This is a genomic window from Pararhodobacter oceanensis, assembly GCF_003076755.1.
GTDB classification, from domain to species: Bacteria; Pseudomonadota; Alphaproteobacteria; order Rhodobacterales; family Rhodobacteraceae; genus Pararhodobacter; species Pararhodobacter oceanensis.
Genome location: NZ_QDKM01000011.1, coordinates 39,868 through 62,151 on the forward strand (window position 1 = coordinate 39,868; position 22,284 = coordinate 62,151).

General features: G+C 59.7%; 19 protein-coding genes. 13 read left to right on the plus strand and 6 right to left on the minus strand.

From position 1 onward, the window contains the following. Positions 1-21 precede the first annotated feature (21 nt). The 5 genes from DDE20_RS16705 to DDE20_RS16725 form a co-directional block, all read right to left on the minus strand. On the minus strand, positions 22-489 hold the full coding sequence (locus tag DDE20_RS16705; protein WP_165814546.1) for a MarR family winged helix-turn-helix transcriptional regulator: 468 nt from the start codon (positions 487-489) through the stop codon (positions 22-24). 345 nt (positions 490-834) lie between these two features. Beyond that, positions 835-1,776, minus strand: coding sequence for a tripartite tricarboxylate transporter substrate-binding protein (locus DDE20_RS16710; RefSeq protein ID WP_165814547.1), 942 nt, complete (start codon positions 1,774-1,776; stop codon positions 835-837). Positions 1,777-2,162: 386 nt separating this feature from the next. Then, the gene (locus DDE20_RS16715; RefSeq protein ID WP_116559677.1) at positions 2,163-3,419 is read right to left on the minus strand and encodes a cytochrome P450; all 1,257 of its coding nucleotides are present in this window, start codon (positions 3,417-3,419) and stop codon (positions 2,163-2,165) included. A 111-nt stretch (positions 3,420-3,530) separates the two neighbouring features. Then, entirely contained in the window at positions 3,531-5,354 is a 1,824-nt protein-coding gene (locus DDE20_RS16720) for a SulP family inorganic anion transporter (protein WP_116559678.1), read from the minus strand. A 458-nt stretch (positions 5,355-5,812) separates the two neighbouring features. Further along, complete coding sequence (locus DDE20_RS16725) at positions 5,813-6,280, minus strand: MarR family winged helix-turn-helix transcriptional regulator (protein ID WP_116559679.1); 468 nt, start codon at positions 6,278-6,280, stop codon at positions 5,813-5,815. Between the two features lie 110 nt (positions 6,281-6,390). Here DDE20_RS16725 and DDE20_RS16730 point away from each other — a divergent pair, with 110 nt between their 5' ends. From DDE20_RS16730 to DDE20_RS16760, 7 genes are all read left to right on the plus strand, one after another. Further along, a complete protein-coding gene (locus tag DDE20_RS16730; protein ID WP_116559680.1) occupies positions 6,391-7,824 on the plus strand; it encodes a sulfatase-like hydrolase/transferase in 1,434 nt (477 codons plus the stop codon). Between the two features lie 30 nt (positions 7,825-7,854). Beyond that, the gene (locus DDE20_RS16735; RefSeq protein ID WP_116559681.1) at positions 7,855-8,289 is read left to right on the plus strand and encodes a hypothetical protein; all 435 of its coding nucleotides are present in this window, start codon (positions 7,855-7,857) and stop codon (positions 8,287-8,289) included. Then, complete coding sequence (locus DDE20_RS16740; RefSeq protein ID WP_133240364.1) at positions 8,249-8,926, plus strand: hypothetical protein; 678 nt, start codon at positions 8,249-8,251, stop codon at positions 8,924-8,926. Before DDE20_RS16735 ends, DDE20_RS16740 begins: the two co-directional genes overlap by 41 nt. After that, on the plus strand, positions 8,926-10,530 hold the full coding sequence (locus tag DDE20_RS16745) for a tripartite tricarboxylate transporter permease (protein WP_240608153.1): 1,605 nt from the start codon (positions 8,926-8,928) through the stop codon (positions 10,528-10,530). Before DDE20_RS16740 ends, DDE20_RS16745 begins: the two co-directional genes overlap by 1 nt. Continuing rightward, positions 10,530-11,354 (plus strand): universal stress protein, encoded by an 825-nt coding sequence (locus tag DDE20_RS16750; protein ID WP_116559684.1) that lies wholly within the window; start codon positions 10,530-10,532, stop codon positions 11,352-11,354. The genes DDE20_RS16745 and DDE20_RS16750 overlap by 1 nt, the downstream gene beginning before the upstream one ends. Before the next feature lie 10 nt (positions 11,355-11,364). Further along, entirely contained in the window at positions 11,365-12,891 is a 1,527-nt protein-coding gene (locus tag DDE20_RS16755) for a sulfatase family protein (protein WP_116559685.1), read from the plus strand. 107 nt (positions 12,892-12,998) lie between these two features. After that, a complete protein-coding gene (locus tag DDE20_RS16760; RefSeq protein WP_116559686.1) occupies positions 12,999-14,135 on the plus strand; it encodes an alpha-hydroxy acid oxidase in 1,137 nt (378 codons plus the stop codon). A 144-nt stretch (positions 14,136-14,279) separates the two neighbouring features. Here DDE20_RS16760 and purU read toward each other — a convergent pair whose 3' ends face one another. Beyond that, positions 14,280-15,167, minus strand: a complete 888-nt coding sequence (purU, locus tag DDE20_RS16765) for a formyltetrahydrofolate deformylase (RefSeq protein ID WP_116559687.1) — start codon at positions 15,165-15,167, stop codon at positions 14,280-14,282. Positions 15,168-15,523: 356 nt separating this feature from the next. On the opposite strand from purU, the gene DDE20_RS16770 reads away from it, so the two are divergent. The 6 genes from DDE20_RS16770 (at position 15,524) to DDE20_RS16795 (ending at position 22,270) form a co-directional block, all read left to right on the plus strand. Beyond that, positions 15,524-16,414, plus strand: coding sequence for a helix-turn-helix transcriptional regulator (locus DDE20_RS16770; RefSeq protein ID WP_165814548.1), 891 nt, complete (start codon positions 15,524-15,526; stop codon positions 16,412-16,414). A gap of 77 nt (positions 16,415-16,491) precedes the next feature. Continuing rightward, the gene (locus DDE20_RS16775; RefSeq protein ID WP_116559689.1) at positions 16,492-17,844 is read left to right on the plus strand and encodes an aminomethyltransferase family protein; all 1,353 of its coding nucleotides are present in this window, start codon (positions 16,492-16,494) and stop codon (positions 17,842-17,844) included. A gap of 290 nt (positions 17,845-18,134) precedes the next feature. Next, positions 18,135-18,791 carry a methylenetetrahydrofolate reductase C-terminal domain-containing protein gene (locus DDE20_RS16780; protein ID WP_240608155.1) on the plus strand — a complete coding sequence of 219 codons (657 nt, stop codon included), beginning with the start codon at positions 18,135-18,137 and terminating at the stop codon, positions 18,789-18,791. Next, complete coding sequence (locus DDE20_RS16785; protein WP_116559691.1) at positions 18,788-19,750, plus strand: methylenetetrahydrofolate reductase; 963 nt, start codon at positions 18,788-18,790, stop codon at positions 19,748-19,750. The genes DDE20_RS16780 and DDE20_RS16785 overlap by 4 nt, the downstream gene beginning before the upstream one ends. Before the next feature lie 637 nt (positions 19,751-20,387). Further along, positions 20,388-21,635, plus strand: coding sequence for an MFS transporter (locus DDE20_RS16790; RefSeq protein ID WP_116559692.1), 1,248 nt, complete (start codon positions 20,388-20,390; stop codon positions 21,633-21,635). Then, positions 21,632-22,270 (plus strand): PEBP family protein, encoded by a 639-nt coding sequence (locus DDE20_RS16795; RefSeq protein WP_116559693.1) that lies wholly within the window; start codon positions 21,632-21,634, stop codon positions 22,268-22,270. The genes DDE20_RS16790 and DDE20_RS16795 overlap by 4 nt, the downstream gene beginning before the upstream one ends. Positions 22,271-22,284: the final 14 nt, after the last annotated feature.

Here is a 22,284-nt window from a genome sequence, read left to right on the forward strand (position 1 = left end):
GCTGACGCGGCGCGCCGGGTGTTAGCGGGCAAAATGGACGCGAAGACGTTCAAAACACTCGGTCAGGGCATTACACAGGTCATCCCCCAAACACGCGCGCACCGCGTCTTGACGGGCTTTGAAGCGTATGTCCACTTCGCCCAGTTTGACACGACCGGCCTCGGTCAGAACCACCATCTTGCGTCTTTGGTTGCCGGGATCGGACTCGAATTCCACCAACCCCCGGCTGCGAAGATTGCTGGCCGTTCGGCTGATCTGGGCATTGTCAGTCACCATATGGCGGGCGAGATCGGCCATCGAGATCCGCTCAAAGGTTTCGACGGTGCGCAACACCCGAAACGCCGTCAAATTCAGGTCGCTGCCTTGCAAATGCTCGATGGCATCCAGCTCCATCAGTTTGGCGACATTTCCAAACTGGAAGGTGACATTGCTTTCCAGCTTCTTCACCCGTTCGAGTTGCAGTTCCAGTTGCTTGGCGGTCATGGCCATGACGATCTCTCCTGAAATGGCTTTGTCCCTGCAAGTATAACATTGCGCAGGCATTGCACCAGTCTGTTTCAGGTGCTGGGCGGGGTAATCAAAGGCGGCGGGCCGGATTTCAAGGGCCGTGCGATTTATGAGCCGAGGGCGCGATTATCTTTAGGACGAACGCGGCTGCCCCAAAATATGGCTTATGCGACGATAAATGCGAGTGGCACTGAGTTTGGGATTGAAAAAGCCTGCGCCGCTGGGGGACGCAGGCTTTTGTGATATTCGTGGCGAAAGCGAGCAGAGGCTTTGACCGTGCCGAAAAGCCCGCGGAGCCTCGGCTGCCTGGTATCAGCCGCGCTGGGACTATTCGGAGGTGGCCTCAATCAGAGCTTGGGCTTCCTCGGTCGCGGCACGCATCAGCGTGGCGAGGTCTTCGCCCTGCACCACCAGCGTCCCGCCAAAGGCGCGTTGTGCAAATTGCGCTGTCCGGCTTTCGGGATCGTTCAGCACGTCCTCGATTGCCGCTGCCAAGGCCGTATGCGCGTCTTGCGGAAGATTTGCCGGCGCAATCACCAAGAAGCGGGAGCCGAAGGTGAAGGGCACCCCGAATTCAGACAGCAAGGGGGCGTCAGGCGAGAAGGGGAGCGGGACGGTTTCGGCTGAAGCGAGGCTAACGAGAGACCCTGCTTCGACGCCCTGCGCCTGAATGCCAGCGGCCCATGCAACGTCGAGATCGCCCGCCACAACGCCGTTCAAGCCGCCGCGTCCGCCTTGCACCGTGACCGAGGTCAGCTCGATGTCGTTGTTTCTGGCGATCACATAGGTTCCGTCGGCAAGGTTCGGCGCCATGGCACCGACGGAAATCCGCTCACCGGCTCTGGCTGCGGCGATGACGTCTGCAAGGCTTTCCCAGCCGCGATCCGCTCGGGCGATCAACCCCGTCTGGCTGCCAGCCAAGGTCGACAGATAGGTGAAATCATCCACCGAATAGGGTGGGGTCTGGGCCACAAGCGGCACGTAGGCGACCGACGGTTGAACGGTTATCCCGATGGTCAAACCATCGGCGGGTTTGGTGAGAAGCTCGCTTGCCATTGCGGCGCCACCGCGGCCGGGCAAGTTCTGGGGAATGAACTCCCACCCCCGGGATGAGGCAAGATCCTCGGCCAGCGCCCGCCCGAGCGTATCCGCGCCGCCGCCCGCGCGGAACGCAATCATCAGGTCGATCGGACCGGAAGGGGTCCAGTCATCGGCCATGGCGCTCTGGCCGATGAGCGCAAGCATCAACCCTGCGGTGGCTGCCTTCATAAAGCGAAATCCCATTAGTTTCTCCTCCCATTGGTTTTCAAGCTTTTGGTATTTGTCGTGAGATTTACATCATATCCTTCAAACTGGCATCGGGGTTTGCAATATCCGGCCTTGAGGGGCTTCGTGTGTGTCCTGTAGGCGTCTGTCGGCCATATCGGGTTCTGGCGCCCCCGCTGCGTCATAGGCTCTTTGCCGAAGGTGATCGAAAGCGGTCAACGCCGTTTGGCCGGTTTTGCTGATGACTGTTCCAAAACCGGTTTCAATACCGTGACCGATTGCAGACGAGCGGTTCAAAACTGGACATCGGGACGGGGTCCGTTAGCCTCGTTAAGTATGATGCTGGTCATGATACAGGCTCCTTACGCGCGGGATTTCTGTTCAGGTATTCAGGCGTTTAGGCGAACGCGCAGAGCCGAGGGCCCGCGGAATGATAGCGTCTCGGTCCATGAAATGTCCTGATCGGGAATAAGCTCCATCCGCGGAAACCGCTGGGTCAGTTCCTCAAGCAGAATACGCAGTTCCAGACGTGCGAGGGGCGCGCCGAGACAGGCATGCAAACCATTGCCGAAAGCGATGTGACGGCGCGGGTTTTCGCGGGTCACGTCAAAGGTTTCAGGCTGGTTAAAGACCTCTTCATCGCGGTTGCCGGATGCCAAAGACAGCAGGAACTTGGTGCCGGCAGGGAAGGTTTTTCCAGCCACGTCAACCTCTTGCTTGGCGATCCGCCGCCAAGCAACGACCGAGGAAGCATAGCGCAATCCTTCTTCGACGGCATTCGGAATGAGCGAGGGGTCTTCGACCAGTTTGCGCCATTGATCGGGATGCTGCATTAGCGCGTGGAACAGGTTTCCTGCGGCGTTTGTCGTGGTTTCATGCCCCGCCAGTTGCAGGCCGAAAACCAGATTGCGAAGCTCGTTCATGGTGAGCTTTTCGTCATCACCATCCCGGAGCTTCAGTAAAACACTCGGATAGTCGTCGCCGGGGTCTTGGACCCGGGCGTCGACGAGGGCAGAGCTGAAGTCCCAGAAATCGGCGATATCCACCGCTGCCTCTTGTAGTTCCTCGTTGCTGGGACGGCCAAAGATCGTGCGGATTCTCAGATCGCCCCACTCCTTGATTTTGCGTGGGTCAAAATCCGTGACACCAAGAAGCAGAAAGACGGCCTGGGCGGGGAATTCGTAGAAAATCTCTTCGACGAGGTCCGCGTCTTCCTTGTCGGCCATCTGATTGATATAGCCACGAACCAGATCTCTGAGCTGGTTCTCGTAGAAGGAAAACTGCCGGATGTTCAGGAAACGCGCCGCAATATGGCGAATGCGGGTGTGTTTCGGGGGATCGCAGGCCACTTGAACGGATTCGTTGCGAAAGTTCCGGTCATCCAGATAATCCCTCACGCTCTGCGGCCAAGGACAGACCGGTTTGGTCGCGATGGTGGCAGAGTATTTTTCGGAATCCTGCAAAATGGGCTTGATGTCGCTTTGGTGCGTGACAACCCAGTAGTCGATTTCAGGAGAGTAGAACACGCGCGCCTCGGGGCGCATGGAGGCGAAGAAATCATACATGCCTTCCTGTGTGAAAGGCTGGTGATTGTCGCCGAGCCCATGCATCGGGCACTGCGGTTGCTGCGCATTGCTGCCTGTCATCTTCCCCCCTCGATTCGCTCGATATCGCAGATTAAAAGATGTCACGAAAATGATGCATATGCAACTATAAAGAAGATCATGCACCAAAACGGGCGCGTGTGATGCAAAGATCTAGCGCGCGTCGAATGGTGCGTCCTCCGGCGCTCGCGGCTCATCATGCGCTGGCTCTTGCACCCTCGGGCCCGGCTTTCCGGCGCATTCGTGGAAGATACGGGCCGTGCAGCTGCGACAGATCTCGTCATCGACTTTGTCAACGGCGTGCCGGATCGCATCCGACTTGGTGAAATGCACGTGATCCGCGCCGACGGCTTCGAATACATGCAACCGACGCAAGGCATCGCGGGCCGATTTATGCGACGCGATGAGGTGATAATCCTGTCCCCGCCGGCGTGCTGTGCGGCATTCGGTGATGATGAAATCAGCACCGGTCAAATCGATTTTGCCGACGCCTTTCAGGTTCAAGACGGTGCCGCGTTTCCGCCCGAAATGATCTTCGATCTCGCGAAATTTTTCCTCCACATGTTCGACCGAGCCAAAGAACAGCGGTCCCTCGATCCTGAGATTTGCGATCTGCGGACACTCTGTAAGATTGTAGGTAAAGACGTTGCGAAAGACCCTGCGGCCATCCTTTTCCATCGGCGCGCCAACACCTATCGAGGGACGGGCGCTTTTGTTGATGAAGACCGCAAGCGACACCAACACGCCGACCAGGATCGCGAAATCAAGCTCGGATAGCACGCCGGTGAGAAATGTGGCCAGCAGGATCAGTGTTTCGCTGCGGCTGGTGGTCACGATGTGTCGGATCTCGGCGATGTTCACCAGTTTGAACGCGACATAGAGAATGATCGAAGCCATGGCGGCGACGGGCACGAAGCGAACCAGCGGCGCCACAAGAAACAGGCCCGCCAGAAGCATGGCCGCTGCGAATAGCGCCGCCATCGGGGTTCGCGCGCCGCTTTCCGCATTCAGGCCCGAGCGGGTGAAAGACCCTGAGCCCGCATAGGACTGAAGGAACGACCCGGCCATGTTGGACAGGCCTTGGCCGACAATTTCCTGATTGGAATCGTAGCGCTCACCGCGGCGCAGGGCAAAAGACTTGCCGATGGAAATCGCCTCGAGCAGGCCGACAAAGGCAACGGCGACAGCGCCGGGGAATAGCTCGCCCATGATGGATAGCGACAGATCGGGGACAGCGACCGCCGGGACAACGCTTGCAAGCGGCTGGAAGAATTTCAGGTCCGAGGCATCGCCGCCCAGCAGCCAAGCGGCCAGACTTCCGGTGAAAAGAGCCAGAATATAGGCCGGAATCCGTTTGTCGATCCTGACAACAAGCAAAATCGTCGCCAAGGTCACGAGCGAAACCACCACAGCAGAGAGATTGGCCTCGCCGCTATGGGCCACCACCCGTTCAAACCTCTCGAACGCGCCGCCACCGCCTGCGATTGTCAGGCCAAGGGCGCCGGATAGCTGCGACGTCGCGATCAGCAATGCCGCCGCCGCGGTGAAGCCGATGACCACCGAATGCGAAACAAAGGCAATCAATCCGCCCATACCGGCCAGCCCGGCCATAAGTTGCAACGCGCCGACCATCAACGTCAGGACCAGAGCCAGAGCGATAAATTCCTCGGTGCCAGCCGGAGCAAATTGCGACAGGGTGGTAAAGACCACAGCCGAGATTGCCGTGGTGGGGCCGGATACCATGACCATGGACGCCCCCCAAACCGCTGCGACGGCACAGACGGCGATGGCGGTGAAGAGCCCGTATTCCGGCGGCAATCCGGCGATAATCGCAAAGGCGACGCCTTGCGGCAGCACAATTGCCGCGTTGGTCAGCCCGGCCAGCGCATCATCGCGAAGACTGTCAGCCGACACATCCCTAAACCAAGGGCGCAGCGGTGACAGGCGGCGAAGCGATTTTTGGAGCAATGGTGACATCAAGCTACTTCCGGGTGTGGAGGTTCGAGTTATCCCAGATGCACCTATTTTGGTCAATAATAATGATGATGTCGCAACAATAATGGGGCGCAAGGTGCCGAGAGGTGGCTCCGGATGCCCGATGGGTCGGGTTTTCTGACGCCTGCGAGGGCACAGAAACCGCGCAGCAAACATGAGGAGGGGATGATCAGGCCGCTTCCAGTTGATGGACGGAGGGCCGAAATCGGCGACCTGAAAGAGTTTTTGGCTGTTTAGGTGTCACTGGACCCTGTGGCGCGCTGACGCCGGTTGCCGAAAACGCGGATGTTCTTGGTTCACATGCACATCAATCCGAGCGAAGAGGCGAGGGGCCAAGCCGACCGCCGGCAGTTCTGGACTTCTGGCAGTTGCGAAGACCGGAGCGGCTGTTGGCGGCGGCGGTGTTGCGCGTCTGGATCTGCGAGGGATCCGCTGACGGGTCAGCGGGTCACATGCTCTGTCATCAGGTTGATGGCTTCGGTCAATGCAGCCTTTCTCTCGGGGCCGAGCAATTCGTCGAGCTTTTCGTTTCTCTCCAAGAAGGCAGGTTTGATCGTTTCAAGCAGTGCGTTCCCTGCACTCGAAATCTCGACGAGTTTCTTGCGTTTGCTGACCGCGTCTTCCTTGAATGTCACCAGTCCCTGCCGCTCAAGTTCGGTGGCGCTGCGGCTGACCTGCGCCCTGTCCATGGCGCAAAAGCGGCTGATATCGGAAATGGACGTGCCGCCAAGCGTGTTGATCACGTTGAGAATCCGGTAGCCGGTCAGGTTGACTCCGCTTCCTTCCAGCATCGCTTGCGCCTGCTGATCCAGAAATTTGCTGAGTATCGAAAGGCGGAAGGTCAATCTGGATTCCAGCGCGCGCACGCGTTCGAGTTGGTCTTCGAGGGTCTTGGCGGAAAAATGCACCACTATTATCCTTGTTGATTTATCATCATCAATGTTGCTTGAGCTTGATCTAGATGATATCACTTACACAGTTGAAGCGAAAGCACCAAGGCAGGGATGGCGGTTAAGTGGTGAAAACCCCGAAAAACATACTGTTTCTGATGGCGGACGAGCATCAAGCCGGTGCGTTGTCGGTCCTTCACCATCCTCATGTGCAAACGCCAAACCTTGACCGACTCGCCGCGCGCGGCAGCGTTTTTCTCAATGCCTATACCGCCAGCCCGATCTGCGTCCCCGCCCGTGCGGCCGTGGCGACCGGCCGGTATCCGCATGAAACCGGCTATTGGGACAATGCGCTGGCCTATGACGGGCGCTTTCCAAGCTGGGGCCATATTCTGCAGGCGGGCGGTGTTTCGGTGACCAGTATCGGCAAGTTGCACTACCGCAATTCCGAAGATCGCACCGGTTTCGACCAGCAGATCCTGCCGATCCATATTCTGAACGGCATTGGCCAAATATGGGGCTCGGTGCGCAATCCTCTGCCAACAAAAAGCAAGGGCGGCAGCATGCTGGGCGGCATTGGCGCCGGCGTGTCGAAATACAACCTCTATGACATGGAGGTCGCCAATGCGGCGGTGGACTGGCTCAACATGCCGGCCCGGACCGAGGCGCCTTGGGCGGCATTCGTCAGTTTCGTGGCGCCGCATTTCCCGCTGATTGTGCCCGAGGAATATCTGGACAAATACCCGGCCCAAGACATGCCGCTGCCCGCAGTAAGGCCGGGAATTGATGGCTATGAAGCGCATCCTTGGGTCGCGCGGATGAACGATATCGAAGACAGCGATGCCGAGTTGGGCAGCGATCAACGCCGGCGCGAGGCGATCGCGGCCTATTATGCGCTGTGCAGTTTTGTCGATCAGCAGATCGGCAAGGTTCTCGATGCACTCGACGCCTCGGGGCAGGGCGATGACACGCTGATCATCTATACATCGGATCATGGCGAGAACCTCGGGATGCGCGGGCGCTGGGGCAAATCGCTGCTCTACCGTGAAGCGACTCAGGTGCCGTTGATCATGGCCGGGCCGGGCATTGCCGCGGGCGCGCAGGTGACCACGCCGGTGTCGCTGGTCGATATCCCGCCGACAATCACAGATGCCTTCGGACTGCCGCCAGACCCTGATTGGGCGGGGCGGTCGCTGACGGACATTGCCGCCGAGCCCGCGGACCCCAGGCGCGTGGTGTTCGCCGAATATCACGCGGTCAATTCGCCAAGCGGCGGCTTTATGGTCGCGGATGCGGGCTGGAAGTATCACGAATATATCGGCTACGCGCCCGAGCTTTTCGACTTGGAGAGCGACCCGTTGGAACGGCACAATCTTGCCGGTGATCCGGCATATGCGGCGCAAGAGGCGCGGATGCGCAAGGCCCTGCATGCGATCTGTGATCCCGCGCGTGTCGATGCCAGCGCCAAGGCCGATCAAGACAGGTTGGTGGCAGGTTTTGGCGGGCCGGAAAAAGCCTTTCGCATCGGGCCATCCGGCGCCACGCCGGCCCCCGGACCCTGAGATGCGAACGCGAGCGAGGAGGAGGAGACGATGAATTCCGAAACGTCCAAACGCAGGGCCGCTGCGTCTGCCATGATTACCGCGGCGACTGGCGTTCAGGCGCAGGTTTCGGCGCCGAGAGGCCCTGACGAGGTGCTGTTTGCCCTGTCAGGCGGTGGAGTGACGGAGACGCTGGGCTGCAGGCTGGCCGAGGAGGTTAGCGCAGACAAGACCACGTCCGAACACGCTGCGGGCAAGGGCAGTCAGATCATGGCGGTGGCGCTCAGGGATGCCCAGACAGAAGCGGCGCGGGCGCGCGCAATCCCTCAGCGGCACAAGGTGAAGACCCTGAATAACGCAGAAGGAAAACTGGTCCGAAGCGCACAGCGGGCCTTTGCTATGCCGGTCGCGGGGCAGGGTGCGGAGGCGTTCAGTCTGGAATGCCATGCCGCCGACACCCCGCTGCCCGACGCCGTCGCCGAATAACCCTGACCCTGTGGCCCGGTCTACCACTGCCGGTCCATCCCCAACCATCGGGAGCCTTGCCATGCTGTCTCGACGTATCGAAATCTGGCTTGCCATATTCTTTGCCGTCCTTGCCGGGCTGACCGCCTTTGTCTGGGCGCCGCTCGACAGTGAAACCGCCGCGATCTATGAATTTCGCAGGCAGATCAGCATCGGTGACGCGATGCTGCCGATGGTCGCCGGGGGCGGGATTCTGCTGTTTTCGGTGGCGCATCTGTTTTTGCAACTACGCCGTCGGCGGGATGCGGATGAAGACCCGCTGTTTGATCGCACCACGCTGTTCTTCTTTGTGACCTTCGGCGGCGTATTGGCGCTGTCTTTGATCCTGATGTTCTGGGCAGGTCCGCTGGCGCTGGCCCTGTTCGGACCATCGGGTGACGACGCCGCGACCTATCGACAGATGCGGTCGAGCTTACCTTGGAAATACATCGGGTTCGTGCTCGGCGGCTTCACGCTGGTCTTTGGACTGACCTCGCTTATCGAAGGCCGGGTGCGATGGCTGCGGGCGGTCAGTTCGATCCTCGCCGTGCTGGGTCTCATCCTCATTTTTGATGTGCCATTCGACACGATTCTCCTGCCTCCGAATGGAGATTTTTGATGTCCCCGCTTGAATATATCTGGGCCGGTGTCATGGCCGTCATCGCCGGGCCTGCTGCGTTCGAGATCTTCGGGATCGGCATTCCGCTTACTGTCCTGATGGTGTTTGGCGGTTTCCTGCTTGGCGTCGTCGGCGGCGCGACACCGGGGTTGGCCGGTCCCTTTCTGATGGCGGTGTCGCTGCCGATCCTGCTGTCGATCTTTGGCTTTACGCCAGATGCCCTGCTGCCGGTGATGGGCTTTCTTGTCGGCGTGATGAAGGGCGCAACGGTCGGCGGCGCGGTGCCCGCGATCCTGTTCAACACGCCGGGCACGCCTGATGCGATGATGACCACGCTCGACGGCTACCCGATGGCGCAAAAGGGGCAGGCGGGCAAGGCTCTGAGGACCGCGCATTTCGCATCGGTGTCTGGCGACACGTTTTCCGACCTTGTGCTGTTTACCTGCGCTCCGTTCCTCGCGGTGATTGTCGAAGCCTATCTGGGCTTTGGCGAAAAGGCGGCGCTGATCGTTTTGTCGATGGCATTCATCGCTGCCGTGGTCGGTGCATCGCCGTTGAAAGGTATGATTGCCGCCTTTCTCGGGCTGTTGATCGCCTCCATTGGCACGGGCGAGGATTTTTACGCGCGCCTCTCTTTCGGCACCGATGCTCTGGCAGATGGCGTGCCGATGATCACTGCCGTTATGGGCGTTTTGATACTCGGAGAAGTGCTGGTCGCATTTGAGAACATGTGGCGCCAGCGGCGCAGCAATGCTGTGGTCAAAGAACCGGCGCAGTCCGGTGACAATCGCCTGTCCTGGACAGAGCGAAAGGCTTTGATGCCCTTCATCGGCATCTCGGCTGTCGTCGGCACGATCATTGGCGCCTTGCCGGGCATCGGATCGACTTTGGCGGCGACACTTGGCTATGCCACGGGTGACAAAATGCACAAGGGGCCGGTGAAATTCGGTCAGGGCACGCCCGAAGGCATCGCCGCAACCGAAGCCGCCAATAGCGCGGTCTCCGGCTCCAATCTGATACCGGTGCTGTCGCTCGGCATTCCGGGCAATGTGGGCGCGGTGTTCATCATCCTGGCAGCCGAATCCATCGGCGGCTTCAACCCGGGACCGACCGTGTTTCGGTTCACCGCATCCGAGGTGAACCCAGAGCTGGTGATCGCCTTCGGCCTGTTTACCGCGATGATGATTGCCAATATCTTCAACTGGGTGATCGGCGGCCGGATCATGGCCGCCTGCGGTATCATGTCGAAAATACCCAGCCATGTGCTGCTGCCGATGGTGTTGTTGCTGACCCTGACGGCGATCTATGCGCAGGAAACCAGTTTCACCGCAATCTACTTTGCCTTGGCCTTCGCGGTGCTCGGGTATCTTCTGCGTAAGCTGAGAATACCGACGCTGCCGTTCGTGATTGCTTTCATTCTGGCCGGAAACCTTGAGCATTCGTTCCGGCAGGCTTTCGCAGTCTCGGGCGGCGATCCGTGGTTCCTGTTCAAGAGCCCGCTGTCGCTGGTCTTCCTGCTTTTGTCGGCGGCGGTGGTGATTTTCTTCTCCCGCTCGAAAACCCCTGAGGCCGGCAGACGCGCCGCAACAGAAAGGGATCTGTGATGGCGATCAAGAACATACTCGTGGCGGTAAACGGCAGCACGGGCTCGCGCAGCGCGGTTGAGGCGGCGATCCAGATGCAGGCCAAATATGACGCGCATCTGACCGGGATTCTCGTGCACTACGGGCATCGCGACCGGTTTACCGAAGAGAACTGGGTGCCAGACAACGTGCGCATGATCATGAGCGACGGCATCCGGCAGAAGGAAGCGGTGGTCGAACGAGACTTTCGGGCCGCTGCCGAGGATCGCGTGCCTGCGGAGAAACTGCACTGGTTGGCGCTGAGCGGTGAGCCGGATGATACGCTAGCAAAATACGTGGTGATGTATGATGTGGCGGTGATGGGGCCGAATGCCCGCAAGTCGCATCCGGCCATTGACCTGCATCCCGAACGCGTGGCGCTCAAAAGTGGCCGCCCGATCCTTGTGGTGCCGACGCCCTTCGATCCTGCCAGCCTGAACAAGCGCGCGGTTGTCGGTTTTGACGGACGCAAGGCGGCGTCGCGGGTGATCCACGATGCGATGCTCTACCTCGAGACCAAGTCGCAGGTGGATATCGTCAGCGCCGGTGACAAGATGTACAAACCCGCCAATAGCATCAGCGCGGTCGATCTCTTGGCACGTCACGGCGTCAAGGCCGACCGGATTCGTCTTCCGGGCGGTAGCCGCCATTTCGGCGAAGAACTGCTGGCCTATTGCGACAAGGTCGATGCCGGCGTGCTGTTCATGGGCGTATATGACCAAGGTATTTTCCGCGAGGAACTGCTGGGCGGTGCAACCCGCCATGTGCTCGCCAATGCCACCATTCCCGTGATGATTTCCTACTGAGGAGGCCCCGATGACCCGGCCCAATTTCCTGATCATTAGTGCCGACCAGCATCGCGGCGATTGTCTCGGTGTCGAAGGTCGCAAGGTCCGCACGCCCAATCTCGACCGCTTGGCGCGGGACGGGACCCGCTTTACGGCGGCGATCTGCCCGTCGCCGGTCTGTCAGCCAGCGCGGGCCTCGATCCTGACCGGTCAGCTGTGCCGGACCCACGGTGTCCATGACAACGGCATCGACCTTGACGCGGATACCGGCGATATGGGGTTTGCCGGAACCTTGGCCCGCGCCGGATATGACACCGGGTTTTTCGGCAAGGCGCATTTCTCCAGCTATGATGCGCGCGACCCTACCGGGCGGCCCGAGTCGGTTCTGTCATCGGTAGATTTTGGCCCGGAATGGACAGGTCCCTATATGGGGTTTGGCCATGTTGAACTCATGCTCTCGGGCCCGACCAACCATCCCCCGCTGGCGCCGCCTCAGGGGTTGCATTACGAGCATTTCTTTTATGCCGACGGCCATGGCGCCGAGAAAACGCGGCTGTATCACGAGGGCCGCGGTGATACCAAAAATGCGGCCCAGACATGGCATTCGCAACTGCCGACAAACTGGCATTATACGCCATGGACGGCCGATCGGGCGATGGACTGGCTGCGCCAAGCCCGCGACACTGACCGCCCGTTCTGCGCTTGGGTCAGTTTCGTTGATCCACATCACCCTTTCGACTGCCCCGAACCTTGGTCGCGATTGCACGACCCGGCCGAGGTCGATTTGCCCGCACACCGGACCCGAGATCTCGACAAGCGTCCGTGGTGGCACCGCGCCGCAATTGAGAACTCTCCTAAGGGCGATGCCGCCGAGGTTGCGGTCAGGTCCAATTACTCACGGATCGAGCCACAGACCGACGACCAGCTGCGTGAGATCATCGCCAATACCTATGGCCAGATCGCCTTTATCGACGAACAAGTGGGCCGCATCCTGACCTTGCTGGACGAGGCCGGATTGGCCGAGAATACCATCGTCATCTATACCTCGGATCACGGCGACTGGCTTGGCGATCACGGGCATATACTCAAAGGCCCGATGCCCTATGAGGGGCTGTTGCGTGTGCCGTTTCTGGCCAAGGGGCCCGGTGTCCGTGCGGGCGCGGTGGTGGGCGAGCCGGTATCAACACTCGATATTGCAGCGACGCTTTACGACTATGCCGGGGTCACGCCCGGCCTACCGCAGCACGGTCAGTCCCTGCGCCCGCAGTTTGAAAGCGATGCGGCGCGCGATTTTGCGATGATGGAGTGGGAGCTTTTGCCCAACCGTGTCGGCGTGGCCCTGTCGTTGCGCACAGTGCGCACCAAGGACGCCAAACTGACCGTCGAACTGCGTTCCGGTGCGGGGGAGATGTATGATCTGGCTGCCGACCCGCACGAGATGACGAACCTGTTTGACCATCCTGATCACGCAGACATGCAGGAGGCGCTGACCGCCTATTTGCACGCGCGTGCGAATGACATCGGACCCAATAGAACAGCAGTGGGGCCAGGATGACAGTCCCGACAGGCCAGCTTTGCGACGGTATCGGCGCGCCAGATGTGCGAGCGGGGGCAGATGCGGCGGCGAAGCTCAATTCCGGCAAGCTATTGGAGCAGGGTTGAATGGCAGGTCCCGAAACGCACTATCCCGCGCTGGCCTATATGATCGACCGCGCCCGACGCCGCGTGCCGTATTTTGCCTGGGAATATCTGGCCAGTGGCACGGGTGCGGAACGCCTGATCGGTGACAACCGCGCGGCGCTTGACCGGATTTCGCTGGCCCCGAAAGTGGCGCAGGGGCGGTTTCAGCCGGACACCAGCACCCGCCTGTTTGGCCAGAGCTTCAGCGTGCCCTTCGGCGCAGGACCCGTTGGCATGTCGGGTCTGATCTGGCCCGGTGCCGAGTTGATCCTTGCCAAGGCCGCGCGCGCGAACGGCTTTCCCTATACACTCAGTATGGTGGCCAATGAAACGCCCGAAGCGGTTGCCGAAACCGGTGGCAAAAACGCCTGGTTCCAGCTTTATCCGCTCAAAGAACGCGAGATCGAAGACGATCTGCTGGGCCGTGCCGCCGCCGCCGGAATTCGCACGCTGGTGGTCACGCTGGATGTGCCGGTGGGAAGCCGCCGAGAGCGCCAACTGGCGGCGGGCCTGACGGTGCCGCCCAAGATTACGCCATTGACCCTGTGGCGCGTGGCGCAACGACCACATTGGGCTCTGGCCACCCTGCGACACGGTCAGCCGAGGTTTCGAACGCTGGAGACCTATTTCCCGTCTTCGGCGATGGCGGACAGCGCCAAGATGGTCGGCACCATTGTCGATGGGCGCCCCGATTGGGCGACCGTCACCCGGCTGCGGCAGCAATGGCAGGGCAATCTGGTGATCAAGGGCATATTGAGTGCAGATGAAGCCGAGCAAGCCATTGATTGCGGGGCGGATGCGGTGGTTGTGTCCAATCATGGCGGACGGCAGTTCGATGCCGCGCCTGCGTCAATCGACGCATTGCCTGCGGTGGCGGAGAAAGTGGCCGGGCGCGTGCCGGTGTTGTTTGATAGTGGTGTGCTCTGGGGGCTGGACATCCTGCGGGCGTTGTCGCGCGGCGCGGATTTCTGCCTGCTGGGCCGAGGGTTTCTATATGCGGTGGCCGCGCTCGGGGCGGAGGGTGGCAACCATGCCTATTCGGTCCTGAAGCAGGATCTCGAAACCAACATGATACAGATGGGCGCTAGAACGATCGGGGACGTGACGGGGCAGCGGTGATGGCCTTGGCAAAGGGGCCCGGAAAGGGCCTGGCACGGGCCGTCATGGTTGCGCTTTCTGTTCAGTGGGGTTGGGCGTCGTTGCTCTTGGCCAGCGGCTGTGTATTTGCGGGGGCGTTCGCAACATCAGCCAGCTTGCGTCCGCTTAGCCCATGAGTTCAGAGGAGAAGCTGCCGGGAGAGGCGGGGAATACCACTGTTTTGCTGCCATTGATGAAACTCCGGTGATGGGCATGCGCGTGGATGGCGCGTGCAAGCACGATAGCCTCAACATCTCGCCCCAAGGCCACGTAATCTGAGGGTGATTGGGCATGCGTCACACGGACGATATCTTGCTCAATGATCGGCCCTTCATCAAGATCAGCGGTGACGTAATGCGACGTCGCGCCGATGAGTTTTACACCGCGCAGATGGGCCTGTTTGTAAGGGTTGGCACCTTTGAAACTGGGCAGGAATGAATGATGGATGTTGATAATTCTGCCCGACATCTTCTGGCACATCTCATCCGAGAGAATCTGCATATAGCGTGCCAGAACAATCAGATCGGCGCCGGTGTCGTTGACGATCTGCATGATCTGGGCTTCGGCATGGGGCTTGTTTTCTTTTGTCTCCGGGATGTGGTGGAACGGAATATCTTGGTTCACGACGACCTTCTGATAGGTCATGTGGTTTGAAATAACGGCGACGATTTCAACCGGAAGCGCACCAATGCGGGCGCGATACAGCAGGTCGTTCAAGCAATGGCCAAACCGCGACACCATCACCACAAGTTTCATCTTTTTTGACTGGTTATGAATCGCATAAGTGGCATCGAGCTTTTTGACCGCGGCGGCGAATTCTTTCTTTAGCTTGTCGCGATTGCCGTTTGCCTCGACCGAGAAGCTAATTCTCATGAAGAAACGTCCGGTTTCAAGGTCTTCATACTGCGAGCTGTCGGCGATGTTGCAGCCATTTTCGGCGAGCGTTGTGGAGATGAGCGCAACGATCCCGGGCTGCGCGGGACAGGTGAAGGTCAGGAAAAATCTCTCGGTCATTGTCGTTCCTATCGTCCGGCACGGGACATTTTTGTGTAGGTTTCGCGTCCCAATCACACCGGCGTGCGACAGGCTGGGCTGGCGGGCGAATGCCAGCAGATCGCGTCAACTGCGCTCGGGTCCGAAGGCAGTGGCTGGCATGCGTGATCTCGCTTGGCTAGAATATTGAATGATGCGTTGTCAACTATATTGTTGCGAGTGCCATGCGCCCTGGTCCCGAATAAGATGCCTTGGCGATGCCGCCAGTTCGGCGCAACACATGCTGCAATAGAGGCTCTCGCGCGGTGGCGTTCGGGTATCAGGCCGCGATCTGTTGCCGTTTTCCCTTTGCCATTGCCGCGTTGGGAGCACTTGACTTGCTGAATTGTGACATCGAAAACAAGCTGATCCAGATAGGTGCCAAGCACCAAGAGACCGATGATGCCAGTGATCAGGAAGGTCGAGGTGGACCAATGGGAAACGACCGTCAGCAGGAGCTTATGGCGACGAACACCGTCGCATCGCTGATCACACAGACGGCATCGGCCAACTTCGGCAGTGCAGCATTGCATTTCTTGTCATCGGTCGCGCGGTTCGAGAATTTCGGTGCCTATTACATCCCTGATCTTGCGCGGCCCAAGCCGACCCTGTCTTTTTGGTCTGGCCGGATCAGCGACTACTGGTTTCAACATGATGCCGACCTGATTCTGGCCACCCGCGAGGCGCAGCTGGTCATCCTGAGGCAAGTGAACGAGGCCCCCGACCGTGGTGTGAACATCGAAAGATGGCATCCCGAGGCGGGCGATGCGCGCAACGACATTTATCTTCGAAACGGGATCGTCGAGCGGGTTGCACTGTCGTCGCGTGAGGGGCGCTCGGGCCTGCGCTCGTTCTTTCTGCGCAGTATCAAAGATGGCTGGTTGAGTGACGCAGAGTTTACCGGGATCTGTGAAATCCTGCCCATTGTGCATGGGTTGATCGGGCTTCGGCAAAAAGTCGTGGGGGCCGAGCGGCATCAAATGCGCTTTGACGGGGAGGTGACGCGACTGCGCAACTTCAATGTGCCGGCATTCGCTGACCTGTCACGGCGCGAGGCGGCGGTCTGCGATTCGCTGATCGAGGGCAAGTCGGTTGCCGCCACCGCGCTGGATCTTTCGGTGTCCGAAGCCACGGTCAAAACCCTGCGCGCCCGTGCCTATCGCAAATTGAACGTCACCTCGGCGACCGAGTTGATGGCCCTGTTCATTCGGTCACAGCCGCGGGCATGAGCAAACGTCATCCGTTCGGCCTACATATCGACGTGTGACGGGCAAATAAGGTGCTCTCATTCAGTGGGAGGACCAACATGACGACCAGCACCAAAACCCTTCAGGACAAGATCGACAAGGCCGGCGACGTCTGGGCGATGCTCTATAACGCGCAAGAGCACAAGTTCCAGTTTCCCGTCCAGCCCGAGTTTTCGAACTGGGTAGACGAGCAGATTGCATGGCGCAATGCGTGCATCTTTCAAAACATGTCCCATCATATGACCGATGTTTTCTTTGAAGGGCCGGATGTGGTGCGGCTGCTCTCTGATTTCGGGATCAACTCTTTCGCCGGGTTTGGGGCGATGCAGGCAAAGCAGTATGTGGCGTGCAATGCCGATGGCTATATCATTGGTGACGCGGTTCTGTTCTGCGAAGAGGAAAACAAGGTCAGTGTCGTCGGCAAGCCCGGTGCGGCCAACTGGCTGCGCTATCAAGCGGAAATCGGCGATTATGATGTCACGGTCACCAAGATCGACCCGCCGTCGCCCAACCTTAGCGACCGGGTGCGGTTTCGGTATCAGGTGCAGGGGCCCAATGCCGACAAGCTGTTGGAAGAGCTGAACGGCGGGCCGCTGCCCGACATTCCCTTCTTCAAGATGGGCAAGTTCAACATCGGCCCCCATGAGGTTTTGGCGCTGAACCACCGTATGTCAGGCGCTCCGGGGTATGAGTTCTGGGGGCCGTCAGACGTGGCTGTAGAGGTGCGCGATCTGATCCTTGAAGCCGGTAAGAAATACGACCTCACCCCGATCGGCGGGCGCACCTATCCGGTCACTGCGGCGGTGTCGGGCTGGGTCGGCTCGATTCTGCCTGCCGTCTTCACCGGTGACGACATGCGCGCTTACCGCGAATGGTTGCCCGCCGGCGGGTTCGAGGCGCGGCATTCCATTGGCGGATCGGTGGGCATGTCGAAGAATGTCGAGGACTACTACCGAACACCCTATGATCTTGGGTATGGTTTTATGGCAAAGTTCGACCATGAGTTTGTGGGCCGCGAAGCCTTGGAGAAGTTGGCACCCGAAAAGCGGCTCAAGAAGGTCCGGCTGATCTGGAATAGCGACGACGTTGTCGATATCTACGCCAGCGCTTTGAAATCAGGCGATAAATACAAGAAAATCGAAATGCCAGTCGGCAGCTATGCGACCGCGCCTTGTGATCGTGTGCAGCTGGATGGCAAGGACGTGGGTGTCTCCTTTGCCCCGATCTATTCCGAAGCTGACCGGTCCTGCATCTCGCTGGGCTCGATCCCAGCGGAGCTTGCGATCGAAGGGCAAGAGCTGAGCTTGATTTGGGGCGAGCCGGACGGCGGTTCTGACAAGCCGACAGTTGAGGCGCATGTGCAGAAAATCGTGCGTGTGAGAGTGGACCCCAAGCCGATCAAACGCGACTGATCAAAGGGGCATCGCGCCGCAAACACCAGCGCAGCGGCATGTCAAACTGCAATCGCTCCCTACCGGACCCTTGCTGGTGGAGCGATTGCACCGGCGCAAAGTGTCGGGTTGGGGTGACGCGGCGCGTGTTTCGGCCTCGCCAATGATGGCCTCTGAACGCGCGTGGGATCTCCCTGCCGCGCTGGCTGCCTATCACACCATGCCGGACAGGGGCGCGGGTATTTTGTTCACATAGCCCGCGCGGATTGCCCCGGAACCAGATGAAAGCCGGGGTCGCGTCGGGGAATGTCATGGCGGGGAAATCCGGCGGTCAATGCTGTGATCTACAGGGCTTCGGCATCCCTGTGACGCTGGCGAAAGGAGGATCTATGTATCGGTTGAGGCTCTGGGCCGTGAAACGCTCGTATCAGTGTGAAAGGCTCTATACGGCGCTTGAGGCGGCTTTGGTCAAGCTGCATCCGCTGTTTGAAAAGATCGGCTACAACCGTTTGGAACGGCCGGTCGCGGTTGTGGAGCGGGCCGCGAAAACGCTGCTGTTTGACTGCAAGATGTGCGGACAATGCGTATTATCCTCGACGGGGATGTCCTGCCCGATGAATTGTCCGAAACAACTCCGAAATGGCCCCTGTGGCGGGGTTCGGCCCGGCGGGTATTGCGAAGTGAAGCCCGAGATGCGCTGTGTATGGGTTCTGGCCTGGGATGGGGCCTCTCGCATGAAAGAGGGGCACCGCATAGGCAATGTGCTTCCGCCTGTGGATCGCCAACTTGAAGGCAGCTCGGCCTGGTTGAGAGCAAGTCGGGAAAAGGCGTTGTCGCTGCAGGTGTCGGTAGATGCCGAACGGACCTCGCTGGCCCGCGCATTTCCAACCGCGCGTCGTGCGGAACCGGCGGCGGCGCCGCTCGCCCAAGAGCCCGGAAACACAGCGCAAGGCGGGGCCCGGAAGTGAGTTTTTCAGCCAGTGATCCGACCAAACCATATGCTGCACCTCCCGAGGGGTTCTCTTCTGGCAGTGAATTGGAGCGGGTTTTACGCGCGGGCAAATTCGCGGTGACTTCGGAACTGAACCCGCCCGATAGCGTCGATCCCGCCGACGTGTTTGAGGCCGCCGCGCCTCTCGCCGAAGTGACAGACGCGATCAATGCCACGGATGCATCGGGGGCGAATTGCCATATGTCCTCGATCGGGATTTGCGCGGTGTTGACTCGGGCGCGTATCGAAACCGTCTATCAAATCTCATGTCGCGACCGCAACCGGATCGCCATGCAGGGTGACGTGTTGGGCGCGGCGGCGATGGGCGTGCGCAATGTCCTGTGCTTGACTGGCGATGGGGTCGGGGCAGGGGACCAACCCGGCGCGAAACCGGTGTTCGATTTCGACGCCATTTCGCTTATCCGCACCATCCGAACGATGCGCGACAGTGGCCAGTTCCTGTCAGGTCGCAAAATCACCAAACCACCGCATCTGTTCATCGGCGCCGCTGAAAACCCCTGTGTTGAGCCATTGGACTGGCGGGCCCAGCGGTTGCAGAAGAAAGTTGAGGCGGGGGCGCAGTTCATCCAGACAAACTATGTCTTTGACCTGCCGCGGTTTGAACGCTTCATGACCCGCGTGCGGGATCTTGGGCTGGACGAAAACGTCTATATTCTGGCGGGTATCGGACCGCTGGCATCGGCCAAGGCCGCGCGCTGGATGCGCAACAATGTCCCCGGGATTCACATACCGGACGATATCATTGCGCGGCTTGAAGGTGCCGACAATCAAGGCGATGAGGGTCGGAAAATCTGTGTGGAGTTCCTGCAGAAGTTTCGTGAAATCAAAGGCGTATCCGGCGTCCACATTATGGCCTACCGCCGCGAGCATCTGGTCGCCGAGATCCTGCGTGAAGCCGGGCTGACGGAGAGGTAACGCAGGTTTGCGGTCTGGAAGGTGCGGTCAATGATGCCGATTGGGTGCTGGGTATCAGCGCGGCATGGGGCTGACTGGACTCCGTCTATGCATCCGGCGAACTGGTTTTAGGCTGGTTGTCTTTGTGTTGCAGAAAGCTCCGAGGTCCAAGCGTTCAAGCGCCGTGGTGCGCTGACACTCTGGGCTGATACTCTGGTTTGATCCTGCGATGATATGGGAGGCCGCGCCAACGGGTCGGCGTGGCCGTCGCGTTGTCCAGCGATAGCGCATCAACGGACGCGTAGCTGCTCTGGCTCGATACTGCCCAAAGCACAGCAGCGCCCGACAGCATCGTTGCAATCGGCCCGAGATTTCCTCGGTGCGTTGCAACCCGCGGGAGCGGTCGAAAACTCGTGAATGGGTTTTACCTTTGAGAAATTTGCCAAGTGAATGGATTGGACGGTTGCCGCCAACCTCATGTTAGCATACTAACTGTTCGTATGGTAACTGATCGATTCCAACGTCAACCTCTGCTGCACCCTGCCACACTTGTGGCGGATGACGTGCGGCGCGGGCTTGCGGTGTTCGAAATCCGAGCGCGTCAGGCGCGCAATCGCGATGTCTCCGTGCGCAGTCCCCGTCCGTTAGGAACAAGGGCATGAAAGTTGAACAACCCGCCCTCGGCAAAATGGGCACCCTGATTTTACTGATTGCGCTCGGAGCGTTTCCGCCGCTGACGATGGATCTGTATCTACCTGCTTTGCCGCAGATGACCGAGATGTTTTCGACCAGCCGCGCGATGATCAATCTGACCCTTGGCGGCTATTTGGTCGCTTTTGCGGTGGGCATGCTGTTCTGGGGGCCGCTGAGTGAACGCACAGGCCGCAAGCCGGTCCTGTTTGTCGCCCTCGGGATTTACATCGTGGCAAGCATGTTGTGTGCGGCGTCCTTTAGTGTCGAGGTGCTGATCGCCGCCAGAATCCCGCAGGGGTTTGCGGGCGGGGGCGTCACCGTCGTTGGAACCGCGATCGTCAAGGACATGTTTGATGGCCGTGAGCGTGAACGCGTTATGGCGCGTGTCATGTCACTGGTGCTGATCGCCCCGATGGTCGCGCCCGTCTTGGGGGCCTTTCTGCTCAAAATCGCATCTTGGCGCGTGATGTTTGTGGTTCTGGCCCTGTTTGGCGGATTGGCCGCAGCACTTGTCAGCCAATACCGCGAAACGCTTGCAGAAAAATCTACCGGCCCGTTCATTAAATCATGGAACCGGCTTGGGGTGGTGTTGTTAAACCCGCGGTTCGCCTTCCTTCTGGTCATCTTTGCCGCCGCCCCGATGTGCCTGATGGCGCTTATTGGGATCTCGGCCTATGTCTATGTTGACCGGTTCGGGATGTCGGAACAGGCGTTCAGTTTCCTCTTTGCGTTCAACGCCGCCTGCGCGATGATTGGCCCCACGCTTTACCTGCGCCTGTCGCGCAGCATCGCGGTTCAAACCATTATCCTGAGCTGTTTCGGGGTCATTGCGTTGGGGGGCCTTGCGATGCTGGCTTTCGGGGGGCTGTCGCCCTTTGGGTTTGCCGCTATTGCGGCAACGACGACGCTGGCGGTGATTATTCTGCGCGTGCCCGGGGCGAACCTGCTGCTCGATCAACAGCTCCGCGACACCGGATCGGCGGCGGCTCTTATCCAGTTTAGTGGCACGCTTTTGGGGGCTGCCGGCATTCTGATCGTGACCGCCAGTTCGCACGACCTTATTCGCAACTACGGCGTTCTGTTGGTCGCAATCGGATCGATTTGCGTGGCGATGTGGCTGGCCGTCAGGCACCGCCCGTTTGTGGCAGATACTCTATTCCGACCTGACGCGCCGCCCGCATACCAAGCCAACAAAGAACCGGAGATGCCATGAAACCCTTCCTCGCAGCCACGCTCGCCATTTGTATCCCTGCAGTCGCACTCGCCGAGACCTTTTCGGCCGACGTTTGGGCCGACAACTGGTTCGAGATGCGGATCAACGGAGAAACCGTGGCGCAAGACAGTGTTCCGATCACGACCGAGCGGTCGTTCAATGCCGAGAGTTTCGAGTTCGAGGCCGAGCGGCCCATTGTCATCGGGGTGGTGGCGATGGATTTTAAAGAGAATGACACCGGCCTCGAATATATCGGCACGCGCCGTCAGCAGATGGGTGACGGCGGCTTGATTGCGCAAATCAGGAATGCAGCGGGTGATACCGTTGTTGTGAGCGATGCGGCCTGGCAATGCCTTGTCGTTCACACCGCGCCGCTGGACGCGGCTTGCGAAGATGCGGCCGATCCGGTGGTGGGTGTTGGTGCTTGCGGTTTTGAGGCCACAGAGGCGCCCGCAGGCTGGGACACGGCGGAGTTTGACGCCACCGACTGGCCGCAGGCAGACGTCTATACCGAGGCGCAGGTCGATCCGAAAATGGGCTATGACGAGATCACATGGTCAGATGATGCCGCGCTGATCTGGGGCCCCGACCTTGAGCAGAGCAACACGGTGCTTTGCCGTGTGACCGTCGATTGAGGCAGGACGGGCGG